The sequence below is a fragment of the Photobacterium kishitanii genome (genome assembly GCF_003026355.1).
Classification (GTDB): Bacteria; Pseudomonadota; Gammaproteobacteria; order Enterobacterales; family Vibrionaceae; genus Photobacterium; species Photobacterium kishitanii.
On the sequence record NZ_PYON01000029.1, the window covers coordinates 14,833 to 29,563 of the forward strand.

Sequence of the window (14,731 nt, forward strand, 5' to 3'; positions counted from 1 at the left end):
TCATTATTAGTTGTAGGGCGTTTGCTGTACGACCACAGGTCCAGAGGTGACTAAGTTTCTGGCGCTGATACTAACTAACCACCGCAGTACAAACCGTGAGTAAGTTCTCACATTATAGGAATACAACAGAAATTTGGATGCCAATATTTACTTCTAAGTGTTGGCTCACATAATAATGAGCCTGATCGTTGATATTGACCAACCACGGGCGAGTACTGTTGTTACATAGAGCAACCATGGGATGAGTGACATAATGGCGACTGAAGTACTAACAACCGAAGTACTAACGAATATTCTGCAACCAATGACGTTTCCATTGCATGGTACCCGTCTGATTGAAGCGTCTGCGGGGACGGGAAAAACCTTTACTATTGCGAGTTTGTATTTACGACTATTGTTAGGCCACGGCAATGATAATAATCGTCATCAACAGCAGTTAACGGTTGATCAAATTTTAGTGGTAACTTTTACGGAAGCCGCTACCGCTGAATTACGCGATCGTATTCGTGCTCGTATTCATGACGCACGATTGGCGTTTAGTCGCGGTGTTAGTCACGATCCTGTGATTGCTCCCCTGTTAAATGAACATCAAGACCATAAATTAGCCGCCACCATTTTATTGCAAGCCGAACGGCAGATGGATGAAGCTGCAATCTATACTATTCATGGTTTTTGTCAGCGAATGTTAACCCAAAATGCATTTGAATCAGGATCTCGGTTTAATAATGAATTTGTGACCGATGAAAGCCAATTAAAAAAACTGGTGGTTGCCGATTATTGGCGTAGTAATTTTTATCATTTACCGCCAGCACTTGCCCATGAAGTCCGTGAAATTTGGTCATCACCAACCGCATTATTAAAAGAAATTGGTAATAGTTTAACCGGTGCACCAGTGCGATTGTCGGTGGCGGCAATGACTGAATCGTTAGCACAATTACATCAGCAAAATATTGTGCGAATTGATGAAGTGAAAGCGTTATGGCGCGTGCATCAAGCCGATCTTGAGGCCTTGATTGCGAGCTCTGGCATTAATAAACGCAGTTACACTAAAAAAAGTTTACCCAATTGGTTAGAGCAAGTGAGTGGGTGGGCTGCTCAACCAACAGTAGGCTATGAATTACCCGATAATTTGATCCGTTTTCATCAGCAAACGTTAATTGAAAAAACTGCTAAAGGTGATGCGCCTGAGCATGCGGTGTTTAGTGCTATTGCTGAACTGCTAGATAATCCGGCTAACTTACGTGAACCTTTATTAGCTCATGCGATTGAACATTGTCGCCAATTATTGGCTGATGCTAAAGCGCGTAAAGGTTGGTTATCGTTCGATGACTTGCTAACTCAATTAGGGGCCGCGATTGATAATGATGTTGATGAGTTGCTCGCTGGAAAAATTCGAGCGCAATATCCGGTGGCGATGATTGATGAATTCCAAGATACCGATCCACTGCAATACGGTATTTTTAGTGATGTTTATCGCCATCACCCTGAATGTGGTTTGTTTATGATCGGCGATCCCAAACAGGCGATTTATGCATTTCGTGGCGCCGATATTTTCACTTATATTCAAGCGCGTCGCCAAGTCAGTGATCATTATACCTTAGCCACTAACTGGCGCTCGACAGCGAATATGATTGCTGCGGTTAACGGCGTGTTCCAACAGCCAGATAGCCCGTTTATTTATGATCAAGATATTGAGTTTTTAGCGGTTGATCATAGTCCTAAAGCGGCGCAACGTAGCTGGTGGTTAGAAGGGGAAGCGCAACATGCCTTGACGTTTTGGTTGCAAGAGAGTGCTGATGGTAAGCCGATCACTAAGGGCAATTATCAAGCGACAATGGCGGCGGCAACAGCGGCACAAATCCAACATATTCTGACTCAGTCACAGCAACAGCAAGCCTATTTTTTAGATGGTGAGCAGCAGCATGCGATTGCCGCGGGTGATATTGCGGTGTTGGTACGCACCGGTACTGAAGGGCGATTAGTACGAGAAGCACTTTCAAAGCAAGGCATCGCCAGTGTTTATTTATCTAACCGTGATAGTGTGTTTTCAACCTCTGAAGCGGCAGATATTCAACGGTTATTACAAGCAGTGTTAACCCCTGAAGATGATCGTATATTACGTGCGGCTTTAGCTTCGGGATTGTTTGCTCGTACTGCGATCGAACTCGATCAACTTAATAATGATGAGAATGAGTGGGAAATTGCGGTTAACAGTTTTAAGCAATATCGCCAGCAATGGTTAAAGCGCGGTGTAATGCCAATGCTGCGTAGTGTGATGGCAAAAAATCAAATTGCTGAGCGGTTACTGGCGGAAGATGGTGGTGAACGTAAGTTAACTGATCTACTTCATATTGGTGAATTACTGCAACAGGCAAGTCAAACACTCGATAGCGATTATGCGTTGTTACGTTGGTTAGCTGAGCATGTTGCTGAGCCTAATGGTAATGCTGATGATCAAGTGATGCGGTTAGAATCAGAGCGTAATTTGGTGCAGATTGTCACGATCCATAAATCTAAAGGCTTGGAATATGATTTGGTGTTTATGCCCTTTGTATGTAGTTACCGTGAGGTTGATAGCAAAGGTGAAGTTAAATATCACGATGAGGTTGATAACATCACTGTGCTTGATATTGCTAAACAAGCCGCAGCGATAGAAAAAGCCGACCAAGAACGATTAGCAGAAGATTTACGCTTAATTTATGTTGCCTTAACTCGCGCTGTTTATGGTTGTTATGTCGGTATGGCTCCAATTCGTAATGGCCGTAGTACCAAGGAGCCAACGGGTTTGCATCGTTCAGCAATGGGGCATTTGGTGCAGAATGGTCAAGCAGGCGGTGTGGCAGCACTTGAATTAGCCTTAGCGAAGTTAAGTGAAGCTCAAATCGCGATTACCGTTACTGCGCCACCGCAATTACTTGATAGTCAATGGCAACCACAAGATGAAGTAACTGAAGCACTGGTTAAGCGGCCATTTGCTGCATCATTGGAGCGTAATTGGTGGATGACCAGTTATTCTAATTTGGTCAAACAAGGACACCAAACGGCCCATGATAGCAGTTTAGATTTACCTGGGTTTGATATTGATTCTGTACAAAATGCGACGGAAGAGGTTGATGACAGTGAGCTGGAATTAGAGCCACAATACTCGATTTATACTTTCCCTCGTGGCGCGCGTCCCGGTACATTTTTGCATACTGTCTTTGAAGAAATTGATTTTACCGCTGCTGTTGATTGTGATGAAACGGTGGCGAAATTAACCGAACTGCTGCAATTAGAAAACTATGAGTTAGCGTGGTTGCCTGTATTGCAGCAATTAATTCGCGATGTATTAACCTGCCCGCTTGATGGTGATATGTTGCGCTTGGCTGACAAAACAGCCTCACAACGATTAACGGAAATGGAATTTTTATTACCGATTGAGATTTTACAAGCGGTGACATTAAATAAAGTTATTGCTAGACATGATCCGTTATCAGCCAAAGCGGGCGAATTAGGCTTTGCAACCGTGAGTGGAATGCTAAAAGGCTTTATCGATTTAGTGTTTGAACATCAAGGTAAGTATTACGTTTTAGACTGGAAATCGAATTATCTTGGTGATGATCCGCAGGTGTATCGTGGCGAGCAATTGCAAACGGCGATGCGTGAACACCGTTATGATTTGCAGTATCAAATCTATGCACTGGCATTGCAACGTTTCTTACGTAGTCGTATTCCAAATTATAGTTATGAAACCCATTTTGGTGGGGTGTATTACTTATTTTTGCGGGGTGTTCAAGCGGGTAGCGACAGTGGTATTTTTTACGCCCGCCCAAGCGAAATATTACTTGATGAATTGGATTTAGTTATGAATGGAGCATTGCCACATGCTTAAGCGTTTACAAAAACTCACTCAGCAGGGTGGATTACGTCAGCTTGATTATCAGTTTGCTAAATTTGTAGCGCTGCACAGCCCTCAATCGCAACAAGATTTGGCAGCATTGATGGCAGCGTTAGTGAGCTATGAATTAGGTAAAGGCCATGTTTGTGTGCGCCTTGATCAACTACAGATCCAGCATTTGTTTGGGCTATCAACTCGACTATCAGTGGCATTAATTGATGGCTTGCCTGATCCAAGCCAGTGGGCAGCATTACTAAATCAATTTGATGTGGTTGCTAATGTGCAATCTAAGGGGTTGCAAGCATGTCCATTAGTGCTTGATCATGGGCGTTTATACCTCAATCGTTATTGGCAATTTGAACAAACGGTTGCTGAGCGCATTGTACTGATGGCAACAAATCAAGGCCAAGTCACTGATAATCCGCACTGGCAAGGGCAACAATTAACCGTGATGCATCAAGCGTTGAATGATCTATTTCAGCCTAGTTATGGCCATTTATATCATGCTCTGCAAGGTGTTACGGATAGCCAGCAACGGCAGCAATTGACTTGTGATTTTTTAGATATAGTAAAACCACAACAGCTTGATTGGGCTACGATCGATAGCGTATTACAACAAGCAAACCAAATAACAGATTTACAGCCATTAGATAGTTTAGTGCCTGCTGATGCTTGTTTAAATTGGCAAAAAGTTGCTGCGGCGATGGCATTAACTCGCCAGTTTGCTGTGATTTCTGGCGGTCCAGGTACGGGTAAAACGACCACTGTAGCTAAATTGTTGGCTGCGTTGGTGATGCAAACGAATGGTGAGCATAAACCCAATATTATGCTGGTGGCACCAACAGGTAAGGCGGCAGCGCGCTTAACCGAATCGATTGGCTCGGCGATAAAATCATTGGCGGTGCCACAAGCAATTAAAGATTTAATTCCCACGCAATCAAGCACCTTGCACCGTTTATTGGGTTCGATCCCTCATCGGGTTGAATTTCGCCACCATAAAGATAACCCACTCCATCTGGACGTATTGGTGGTCGATGAAGCTTCCATGGTTGATTTACCGATGATGGCGCGGTTATTAGAAGCGATGCCGCAAGGGGCTAAATTGATCTTATTGGGTGATAGAGATCAATTAGCTTCCGTTGAGGCGGGGGCTGTACTGGGTGATATTTGTTCGTTCTCTAGTCAAGGTTACAGTGCTCAACAAGGGCAGTTATTAAGCCAGTTAACTGGGTTTGACTTGCACTCAAATAATATCGGTTTAAGTGTCGTGACTGATTGTTTATGTATGCTGCAAAAGAGTTACCGTTTCCATGCGTTGTCGGGGATTGGCCAATTAGCCAAAGCGATCAATCAGGGGAAACCTGCGTTGGTGAATAAAGTGTGGCTACAAGGGTTTAAAGATATTCATCATTATCCGTTAAACAGTGAAACTTATGCGTCGATGGTTAACCAGATAGTCACTTTTTATCTCGATTATCTTGATGCGATTAAAACCGACAAAACACCCGCCGAGGTATTAAAAGCATTTTCAAATGTGCGTTTATTATGTGCACTGCGTGAAGGTGATTTTGGCGTGGTGGGGTTAAATCAACGTATCGAAAAAGAGCTCACTCATCGTGGTCGTATTTCACCGAATGATGAAACTTGGTATGTTGGCCGTCCGATTATGATCACTCGTAATGATCATGCCTTAGGGTTATTCAACGGCGATATTGGTATGACCATGCTTGAGCCTGAGATTGATCCAGAAACTGGACGCCGACGATTACGGGTGTATTTTGAAATGCCAGATGGCACTATTCGCGGTATTTTACCGAGTCGTATTCCTGAGCATGAAGTGGTATATGCGATGACGATTCATAAATCACAGGGCTCAGAGTTTGCTGATACAGTAATGGTGCTACCTGCTGACTACACGCCGATTTTAACCCGTGAATTAATTTATACCGGTATTACCCGCGCTAAGTCACGACTGTATTTGTATGCGCCACTGGATATTATTACCAAGAGTGTGCAGGTGCGAACTGAGCGAGCTAGTGGTCTGGCGCAGCTGCTAGTTTAGTGTAATTGTTGGTTTAATGTAGTGACATAGATAAATAAAAACGCCAGCAACAATGCTGGCGTTATAGTGTCGCTATTTTTATGGCTAATTAAATAGCCAATAAGTAACTGGGTTATCTGGACATTGGTAAGGACCACATTCAATGAAGGTCGATACTACGTTAACCACGACAGCAAAAATAGCTACTAGGCACACAAACTTGCCAAAGCGATTCATTTTGTAATCATTATTATTCCAGTCTTTGTTCCATAGCAGTTGCAATACAGCAACACCTACAATGGTAAGACTAAATAGAATAAAGGCCCAAGTATAATAATGAATACCAAAGACAGGGCTACCAAATCCTGGTGTACCTGGAATGACATGTAATGATACTTGACGTAATGCGGTAGCTGCGCCAAAGAGTGCGCCGATAATTAAGATGCCATAATGGCGCTGTTGTGGCCCGTAAACTACATTGAGCATAAAACCAAACATTACCAGCATAAAGCCTAAGCGCTGTAATAAACACAATGGGCAAGGTAGTTCATTGAGTACAACTTGAAGGACTGATGCCATCAATAGAACGAAGGTGATCCCTAATAGACCTAAGGCATTAAGTAGTGCTACATTTTTATTATTCATACTTTCTCCCTAGAGTAAAATAGATAGAGAATCTGTTGCATGGTGATGGAACCAATACAGCCCCAAAACAACAGTGATGGCAAAAACAATATAACTTGCACCTTTTTTTCCAGTAAATGCGCAGAGCATTGCAACAAATACTAGTAGAAACAGTAAACTCATCATAAGCGATTATTTAACCTTTCTTTTGTATGTATGTTATTTATAATTATTAAATTTATTATTTTAAAGTGACTAACTTTAGACTTCATCATACATTATAAACTTATAAATTAACACTTTGTTACATTGTTGTTCTATTTTTAACTGGTTGGCGTTATAAGTATTTTTGAGCGACGCTGGTAGTTGTAGAGATCTTTTTTAAGCAGTGGCAATTGTTCGATATCACATTCATAAAATCCTTGCTCACGAAACCAATGCACACTACGCGTTGTGAGGACAAATATTTTATCGAGATCTGCTTCACGAGCTTGTTGGCATAATTTATTTAGTAATAACACGCCGCGATCACCGTCTCTAAAGTCAGGGTGAATAGCAACGCAAGCCATCTCTGCCATTTTTTCATCTGGGTAAGGGTAAAGCGCGGCACAGCCAATAATGAGGTTATCAAGTTCAATCACACTAAAAAGGGTAATTTCACGTTCGAGTTGTTCTCGCGATCGACGAACTAAAATACCTTCGCTTTCTAACGGTTGAATTAAATCTAAAATACCACCGATGTCATTGATATCCGCTCGGCGAATCTTTTCAGCACTCGACATTACAATTTGAGTACCTATTCCATCTAATGAAAATAGTTCTTGGATCAAGGCACCATCTTGTTTATAGCTCAATAAGTGACTACGAGGTATGCCCGCTCGACAAGCAGCAATTGCGCCACGTAGAAAACGACCAGTACCACTTTGTTGATTATCGTTATCGATAAGCTGTTGCAATGCTTGTTCGGCTTCATGGGGTAATAATTCGGAGATGATGTCATTATTGCTATCAACAACCCCTTGTTCGGAACAAAAGCCAATTAGTTTATCAGCCCGTAATCGTATTGCGACTTGAGTGGCGATTTCTTCTGATGTGAGATTAAAACATTCACCCGTTACTGAGCTAGCAATGGGGCCGAGTAATACAATCGCTCCTTGTTCTAGCTGGCTGGTTATAGCATTACTGTTGATACGACGAATTTTCCCACTATGACAAAAATCGATACCTTCATCGATGCCTAGTGGCTGGGCAATAATAAAGTTACCGCTAATGACATTAATTTGTGATCCCGCCATTGGGGTATTATTGAGTCCCATCGAAAAGCGGGCAGTAATATCAAGTTGTACTTGTCCTGCGGCTTGTTTAGCGAGTTCTAAACTATGCTCATCGGTGATTCTTATTCCCTTATGGTAAGGGCTATCATAATGCTGTTGTTGTAGTAAGGCGGTTATTTGTGGTCGCGCACCATACACCATCACGATATGAATACCTAAGCTGTGTAGCAAAGCAATATCACTGACAATGTTGGCAAAGTTGGGATCTGCAATAGCCTCTCCACCGACCATGATCACCATGGTTTTACCCACATGAGCGTTTAAGTAAGGGGCTGATTGACGGAATCCTTTTACCAGTGGGGTCTTTCGTGTATTCACAAGCGATATCCATATCTGTATTTATGTTTAATTTATAGCCAATAAATTAAAGCAATTATTGGTTTAGTGCAGCATTTAAATGTAATTAAGCCTAAATCATTAATTACTGCAGTGATTGATTAAGTATTGGTGTTGAAGGCCGCTATATATTTATGCCATTGGTGGTGAGTTGATGGGCGGGCGATAGAATGACAAGCGACTGTTTTTTCTTTTATGTGCGTCGATATAGGCGTTGGATAATTATTTTGGTCATAGCGTTAGTCGCTATTGGTATCAGCGTGTTTAAATTTGAGATGGCAATTGAGCAGCGGCAACAGTTAATGCAGCAAGTTATAGGAGTGTGGAAAGAACGGGATGTAGCTCCTTATAAAGTTGAAATATTTGAAGTTCGTCGACAAGGTATTTATCGTCAGGGGCGGCTATTAACATCTGATTATTTTTGGGATGGGGTTCAATTACGTTATAACTTTGGCCAGCAGCTTTATATTTATCTTTATGAGGATGGTGCGTTTATTCGTCAGCAACCAACACATTATTTCGCTACGTTTGATCGCCAATAGTATATTTGATTTTTTATGGAACTTTAGTGACCGCAGATCAGTCTTAAACATTTCGATAGTGTTATGTCAGTTATCGGTAGATTATTTGAAATAGTTACTTCTTTTTAGATGGTGTTTGTTAGTATTGTCACCTATTTACGGCTTTGACAAAATTAAGCGAGCTATCATTTTTACATTTTATAAAACTTTTATAGGCTTATCTATCGTGTTACGTAAAGCAACAGTTGCAATTATTCTTTTCAGTTTGGTGGGATGTTCATCACCAGAAGGTACAACAACGGAAAAACCAAGTTTAGCCGCAATCGGTAATCCGTTAGCACACCAATATTTAGGGCAGCATTTTGATCATGTTTTAAATAAAGTTGCTAAAGTTGAATCAAATAAGCCTCATGATTACAGCACTTTTGCGCCACAAGCTAAAATGGTTACTTCACGCTCACCATCAATGGCACGTAAATTTGAACCCTTATATAGCCAAGTAGAAAACTGGGCTAGTCATAGTGGTGATCCAAGCACATTAGCTAAATATGGTATTCAAGCGGCACAAATGGGTGGTGCTAATGGTGAAGGTAATGTGATGTTTACTGGTTATTATTCGCCAGTGATTGAGTTACGTCATAAACCCACCAATGTATTCCGTTACCCAATTTATGCAATGCCAAACTGTAAAGGCCGCTGTCCTTCACGTGAACAAATCTATGATGGTGCGTTAGCGGGTCAAGGTTTAGTGCTGGGTTACAGCAAATCAATGCTTGATGTGTTTATGATGGAAGTACAAGGTAGTGGCTTTGTTCATTTTGAAGATAATAACCAGCTGCAATATTTTGGTTATGCAGGTAAGAATGGTCATCGTTACGTCAGTATTGGTCGTGTGTTGATTGATCGTGGTGAAGTGCCTAAAGCTAAGATGTCATTGCAAGCGATTCAAAACTGGGTTGCGCATCATAGTGAAAGTGAAGTGCGTGAATTATTAGAGCAAAATCCATCATTTGTGTTTTTCTCACCACGTAAAACGTTAGATGTTAAAGGTAGTGCTGGTATTCCGTTATTAGCGAATGCAGCAGTGGCTGCTGATCGTAAATATATTCCTATGGGATCGGTGTTATTGGCAGAAGTACCACAATTAGATGCTCAAGGTAATTGGACGGGTAAGCATGTATTACGACTATTATTAGCCTTAGACACCGGCGGTGCTGTTAAGCGTAATCATCTCGATTTGTATCATGGAATGGGTAAGCAAGCGGGCACAGATGCGGGTCATTATAAGCATTTTGGTCGTGTATGGCGTTTAGGACTTAAAGGCTCTGCCACTCAAGATCCTTGGCTGATGCCTAAATAAGGCGGTTTAGCGAATGTAACTACTATGGTTATCATTGGCTGTTACTAGACAATTGTTCTCAGAGTGCGTATAAAAACGCACTCTTTGTTTATCCACCTCAAGCAGTGTAGAACCAGTATGCGTGAATTAGACACCCCAGCATCCGATAGTTATAACCAGCGTTTTGGCGGCACGCGTCGTTTATATGGCAATAGTGAAGTTGAAATCCTTCGCGCTGCACACGTGTGTGTGATTGGTATTGGTGGCGTAGGCTCATGGGCGGCAGAAGCATTGGCACGTTCAGGGATTGGTGAATTGACCTTAATTGATATGGATGATGTGTGTGTGACTAACATTAACCGTCAAATTCATGCAATGACAGGTACGGTTGGTCAAAGTAAAATTGAAGTAATGGCTACACGTATTCAATTAATTAACCCTGAGTGTAAAGTTAATTTAATTGATGATTTTATTAGTCCTGAAAATCAAGCCCAATATTTATCAACACAATTTGATTATGTGATTGATGCGATTGATAGTCTAAAAGCTAAAGCGGCATTACTGGCATATTGTAAAAGTAATAAAATTAAAGTTGTTACTATTGGTGGTGCTGGTGGGCAAACCGATCCAACCCAAATACAAGTCACCGATTTGACTAAAACAATTCAAGATCCATTGGCTAGAAAATTGCGTGAAACATTGCGTCGCCAGCATAATTTTACTAAAAATCCTAAGCGTAAATTTGGTATTGATTGTGTTTATTCAACTGAGCATTTGAAATACCCACAAGCTGATGGTTCTGCGTGTGCGATAAAAGCAACGGCGGAAGGGCCAAAGCGAATGGATTGTGCCAGTGGTTTTGGCGCTGCAACCGTTGTAACTGCTAGTTTTGGTTTTGTAGCAGTAGCCCACGTTATTAAGAAACTAATTGAAAAGTATCGTCAATAAGTCATAACGTTGGTGATAAGTTGTAGTAAAAAGCGGATCGTTTGAATCCGCTTTTTTGTGGTTGCTAGCGAGTATTATTGCTGTACGAGCTGTTTTATTTGCTCAACAATTGCTTTTAAGCCATTGCCTCGTGAAGGACTTAAATGCGCGATAAGCCCTAAGTTTTCAAAATAAGTATCGATATCAAAACGGTTAATTTCTGCAGCAGTTTTACCATGATAAGCAGTGAGCACTAGCGTAATTAAGCCTCGTACAATACGTGCATCTGAATCGGCAATAAAGTAATAGCGATCATCAATAATTTGATGGTGTAGCCAAACTTGTGATTCACAGCCGCTAATTTTAAGTTGATCTTGTTTATAACTGTCATCCAGTTGTGGCAGCTTTTTACCTAACTGAATCACGTTGCGATAGCGATCTTCCCATCCCGTCGCAGCTTGCATTTGCGCAATGATATCGGCAGTGGTGATCTCAGTCCCAAATGGGTGCTGAGGTAGTGTTATCGTGGTGGGCATCTTTTTTCCTTGGCTGCAACTACAATAAATCGCAGGCTTTATGTAGCGCTGTAATAAAACGCTCGACATCTTGTTGATCATTATAAAGAGCTAATGATACGCGTAAAGTTCCTGTTAATCCTAGCGCATCAAGCATTGGATGTGCACAGTGGTGGCCTGCGCGTAGTGCAATATGCTGTTGATCAAGCAAGGTCGCAATATCTTGATGATGGACACCATCGACCACAAAAGAAAATAAGCTCGCATTCGGTTGAAGACCGATAACTCTCAAGCCATCAATATTCTGAATACCGTCTAAAGCTTGTTGACGTAAGCGTGCAATATGTTGTTCCGCACCTTGTCGATCGATACTTTGTAGCCATTCAATTGCTGCTGCAAGGGCTAAACTACCCGCAACATTGGGCGTACCTGCCTCAAATTTACCCGGTAAACCTGCATAATGAGTACCGGCAAAAGACACTTTTTCGACCATCTTACCGCCACCGTGCCATGGTGGCATCGCTTCTAGTAGGGCTTGTTTGCCATAGAGTACGCCAATACCTGCTGGTGAATAAATTTTATGGCCAGAGAATACATAAAAATCGGCATCAAGTGTTTGAACATTAACTTGTTCATGAGCAATACCTTGAGCGCCATCAACCACCACCACTGCACCATATTGATGGGCTGCCGCTATCATTGACTCTATCGGATTGCGAGTGCCGGTAACATTGGTGATATGAGCTATCGCAACAATTTTTGTTTTGGCTGACAATAGATGGTGATAGGCGTCGATATCTAATGTGCAATCACTGCGCATTGGAATTTTAACCACTTTTGCACCAGTTTGTTCAGCGACTATCTGCCAAGGCACAATATTGGCATGGTGTTCCATTTCGCTAACTAAAATTTCGTCATCTGCTTGTAAGTGGGTGCGAGCATAGGTTTGGGCGATCAGATTTAATGCTTCAGTGGCACCACGAGTCCAAATGATTTCTTTGTGGCTAGCTGCGCCAATAAATTTTTGTACAGTTGCTCGTGCCTGTTCAAAAGCTAAGGTAGCGTTAGCCGTTAAACTATGGCTGCCTCGATGCACATTGGCATTATAGCCGCGGTAATAGTGACTTAGAGTATCGATAACAATCGCGGGCTTTTGAGCTGTAGCCGCACTGTCTAAATAAACCGCTCGCGGTGCGACATCTGAATGTTGCAGTGCTGGAAATTGGGTTTGAATTTGCTTGATATCGAATGGTATGGTCATAGCGGGTCACATTACAGAAATTTGAATTATTGATGATGCTAATAAATGCAAGGAAGAGCAAGTGTTGCGATGATTTTTGAGCAATAAAAAAATAGCACTGCGTTGGGGCGCAGTGCTAACAATTACTTTGACACCAAGGTCAAAATACAGGAAGTAAAGCGGTAGATAACTACCTATCCGGCAGGATCCGGACAATATGCAAACACAACATCGTAATGTTGATTTAGCGGTTAGCCAGAGGGCAAAACACAAAATGTTCATCAACATTACGGGACGAATAATAGGGTTTATATAGCACTTAAACAATGGACAATTTATAATGTTTGAGATGAAAAAAACTAATGCATTAGAGAGCATCGAAAAGTATGTCTAGACGTTTACCTCCGCTTAACTCATTAAAGGTGTTTGAAGCCGCTGCGAGGCATTTAAGTTTTACTCGAGCAGCCGAAGAATTGTTTGTTACTCAAGCTGCAGTTAGCCATCAAATTAAAGCCTTAGAGGAATTTTTGGGGTTAAAGCTATTCCGTCGTCGCAATCGTTCGTTACTGTTAACCGAAGAAGGGCAAAGCTACTTTCTTGATATTAAAGATATCTTTTCATCGATTTCAGATGCGACAGATAAGGTACTAGAAAGAGGCTCAAAAGGTGCATTAACCATTAGTTTACCTCCTAGTTTTGCAATTCAATGGTTGGTACCAAGATTAACTGATTTTAATGAACAACACCCTGAAATTGACGTCCGTATTAAAGCCGTTGATCTTGATGAAGGCTCATTGACAGATGATGTTGATGTGGCTATTTATTATGGTCGTGGTAATTGGTCAGGTTTACGTGCAGATAAGCTATACCAAGAGTTTATGATGCCAGTGTGTTCGCCAATGTTATTGGTCGGTAGTAAGCCATTACGTACTATTGAAGATTTAAAATTACACACCTTATTACATGATACTTCTCGTAAAGAGTGGAAGAATTATGTCCGCCATTATGATGTGAAGGGGGTCAATGTTAATCAGGGACCTATCTTTAGTCATTCAACGATGGTGCTACAAGCTGCAGCTCACGGACAGGGCATCGCATTAGGTAATAATGTTTTAGCCCAGCCTGAATTAGAAGCCGGAAGACTGGTGTGTCCGTTTGATGAAATTTTGGTTAGTAAAAATGCTTTTTATTTTGTATGTCAGGAAAAACAAGCCGATACCGGCCGTATTCAAATTTTCCGTGATTGGATTTTAAATAAAGCCCGTAAAGAGCAAGAGGATATGCCTGATGTTATCGAAGAAGTGTGACTATCTGATTGATGGTCCTGATGCTGAAGATGCCATAGCAACGTTTTTATTTGCTCATGGTGCTGGCGCTGGAATGGATCATGCCTTTATGACCACCGTCGCGGCAGGTTTAGCGGCACATAATATTCAAGTGGTACGGTTTAACTTTCCGTATATGGTTAAGCGGGCTGAAGACGGTAAAAAACGTCCGCCTGATCGTCAACCTAAATTATTACTCGATTTTCAAACTCACATCGAGCAGTTTGATAATGGCAAGTTAGTCATTGGTGGTAAATCGATGGGGGGGAGAATGGCAAGTTTGATGGTGACTGATATTGCCGCTGAAACACCACAGGTTAATAACTGTGCCTCGAAAGTACGTGGTGTTGCTTGTCTTGGTTTTCCTTTTCATCCTCCAGCAAAGCCTGAAAATTATCGAGGTGATCATCTGGCAACGATCACAGTACCAACGCTGATTCTACAAGGTGAACGCGACACTTTTGGTATTCGTAGTGAAGTTGAGCAATGGCCATTTTCGCCGCAAGTGGATTGTCAATTTTTAGCGGATGGTGATCATGGTTTTAAACCACGTAAAGCCTCTGGTCATACTGAAGCTGAAAATATAGCAATTGCGATTGCCGCATTAGCGACTTTTATTAAGGATTGTGTCAGTGAGTGTTGAGTTAACCTC

The 14,731-nt window shown here is 41.7% G+C and carries 12 protein-coding genes; 7 read left to right on the plus strand and 5 right to left on the minus strand.

Going from position 1 to position 14,731, the window contains the following annotated elements; genetic code table 11:
* Positions 1-253 precede the first annotated feature (253 nt).
* Entirely contained in the window at positions 254-3,871 is a 3,618-nt protein-coding gene (gene recB, locus C0W29_RS20295; protein ID WP_045045771.1) for an exodeoxyribonuclease V subunit beta, read from the plus strand.
* The gene (gene recD, locus C0W29_RS20300) at positions 3,864-5,939 is read left to right on the plus strand and encodes an exodeoxyribonuclease V subunit alpha (RefSeq protein ID WP_045045772.1); all 2,076 of its coding nucleotides are present in this window, start codon (positions 3,864-3,866) and stop codon (positions 5,937-5,939) included. The genes recB and recD overlap by 8 nt, the downstream gene beginning before the upstream one ends.
* Positions 5,940-6,023: 84 nt before the next feature.
* Here recD and C0W29_RS20305 read toward each other — a convergent pair whose 3' ends face one another.
* The 3 genes from C0W29_RS20305 to argA form a co-directional block, all read right to left on the minus strand.
* Entirely contained in the window at positions 6,024-6,563 is a 540-nt protein-coding gene (locus tag C0W29_RS20305; RefSeq protein ID WP_036793379.1) for a disulfide bond formation protein B, read from the minus strand.
* A 9-nt stretch (positions 6,564-6,572) separates the two neighbouring features.
* Positions 6,573-6,728, minus strand: coding sequence for a DUF5993 family protein (locus C0W29_RS21885; protein WP_219906112.1), 156 nt, complete (start codon positions 6,726-6,728; stop codon positions 6,573-6,575).
* Between the two features lie 137 nt (positions 6,729-6,865).
* The gene (gene argA / locus C0W29_RS20310; RefSeq protein WP_045045773.1) at positions 6,866-8,194 is read right to left on the minus strand and encodes an amino-acid N-acetyltransferase; all 1,329 of its coding nucleotides are present in this window, start codon (positions 8,192-8,194) and stop codon (positions 6,866-6,868) included.
* A 245-nt stretch (positions 8,195-8,439) separates the two neighbouring features.
* On the opposite strand from argA, the gene C0W29_RS20315 reads away from it, so the two are divergent.
* The 3 genes from C0W29_RS20315 (at position 8,440) to tcdA (ending at position 11,020) form a co-directional block, all read left to right on the plus strand.
* Positions 8,440-8,754, plus strand: a complete 315-nt coding sequence (locus C0W29_RS20315) for a DUF2850 domain-containing protein (protein ID WP_052671730.1) — start codon at positions 8,440-8,442, stop codon at positions 8,752-8,754.
* Between the two features lie 205 nt (positions 8,755-8,959).
* On the plus strand, positions 8,960-10,093 hold the full coding sequence (mltA, locus tag C0W29_RS20320) for a murein transglycosylase A (protein ID WP_045043516.1): 1,134 nt from the start codon (positions 8,960-8,962) through the stop codon (positions 10,091-10,093).
* Positions 10,094-10,210: 117 nt separating this feature from the next.
* A complete protein-coding gene (gene tcdA, locus C0W29_RS20325; protein ID WP_045045774.1) occupies positions 10,211-11,020 on the plus strand; it encodes a tRNA cyclic N6-threonylcarbamoyladenosine(37) synthase TcdA in 810 nt (269 codons plus the stop codon).
* A 74-nt stretch (positions 11,021-11,094) separates the two neighbouring features.
* Here tcdA and csdE read toward each other — a convergent pair whose 3' ends face one another.
* Together csdE and csdA are read right to left on the minus strand one after the other, a co-directional pair.
* Complete coding sequence (gene csdE, locus C0W29_RS20330) at positions 11,095-11,535, minus strand: cysteine desulfurase sulfur acceptor subunit CsdE (protein WP_045045775.1); 441 nt, start codon at positions 11,533-11,535, stop codon at positions 11,095-11,097.
* 19 nt (positions 11,536-11,554) lie between these two features.
* The gene (gene csdA / locus C0W29_RS20335) at positions 11,555-12,775 is read right to left on the minus strand and encodes a cysteine desulfurase CsdA (protein ID WP_045045776.1); all 1,221 of its coding nucleotides are present in this window, start codon (positions 12,773-12,775) and stop codon (positions 11,555-11,557) included.
* Positions 12,776-13,140: 365 nt separating this feature from the next.
* Here csdA and C0W29_RS20340 point away from each other — a divergent pair, with 365 nt between their 5' ends.
* Both C0W29_RS20340 and C0W29_RS20345 read left to right on the plus strand, forming a co-directional pair.
* Positions 13,141-14,061, plus strand: coding sequence for a transcriptional regulator GcvA (locus tag C0W29_RS20340; protein WP_036793384.1), 921 nt, complete (start codon positions 13,141-13,143; stop codon positions 14,059-14,061).
* A complete protein-coding gene (locus tag C0W29_RS20345; RefSeq protein WP_045045777.1) occupies positions 14,042-14,722 on the plus strand; it encodes an alpha/beta family hydrolase in 681 nt (226 codons plus the stop codon). The genes C0W29_RS20340 and C0W29_RS20345 overlap by 20 nt, the downstream gene beginning before the upstream one ends.
* Positions 14,723-14,731 lie beyond the last annotated feature (9 nt).

Excerpts from the sequence above, each read along its gene's own strand:
- C0W29_RS20340 (WP_036793384.1), top strand. The coding sequence starts at position 13,141 with ATGTCTAGACGTTTACCTCCGCTTAACTCATTAAAGGTGTTTGAAGCC.
- csdE (WP_045045775.1), bottom strand. The coding sequence starts at position 11,535 with ATGCCCACCACGATAACACTACCTCAGCACCCATTTGGGACTGAGATC.
- C0W29_RS21885 (WP_219906112.1), bottom strand. The coding sequence starts at position 6,728 with ATGATGAGTTTACTGTTTCTACTAGTATTTGTTGCAATGCTCTGCGCA.
- recB (WP_045045771.1), top strand. The coding sequence starts at position 254 with ATGGCGACTGAAGTACTAACAACCGAAGTACTAACGAATATTCTGCAA.
- recD (WP_045045772.1), top strand. The coding sequence starts at position 3,864 with ATGCTTAAGCGTTTACAAAAACTCACTCAGCAGGGTGGATTACGTCAG.
- C0W29_RS20305 (WP_036793379.1), bottom strand. The coding sequence starts at position 6,563 with ATGAATAATAAAAATGTAGCACTACTTAATGCCTTAGGTCTATTAGGG.
- C0W29_RS20345 (WP_045045777.1), top strand. The coding sequence starts at position 14,042 with ATGTTATCGAAGAAGTGTGACTATCTGATTGATGGTCCTGATGCTGAA.
- csdA (WP_045045776.1), bottom strand. The coding sequence starts at position 12,775 with ATGACCATACCATTCGATATCAAGCAAATTCAAACCCAATTTCCAGCA.
- tcdA (WP_045045774.1), top strand. The coding sequence starts at position 10,211 with ATGCGTGAATTAGACACCCCAGCATCCGATAGTTATAACCAGCGTTTT.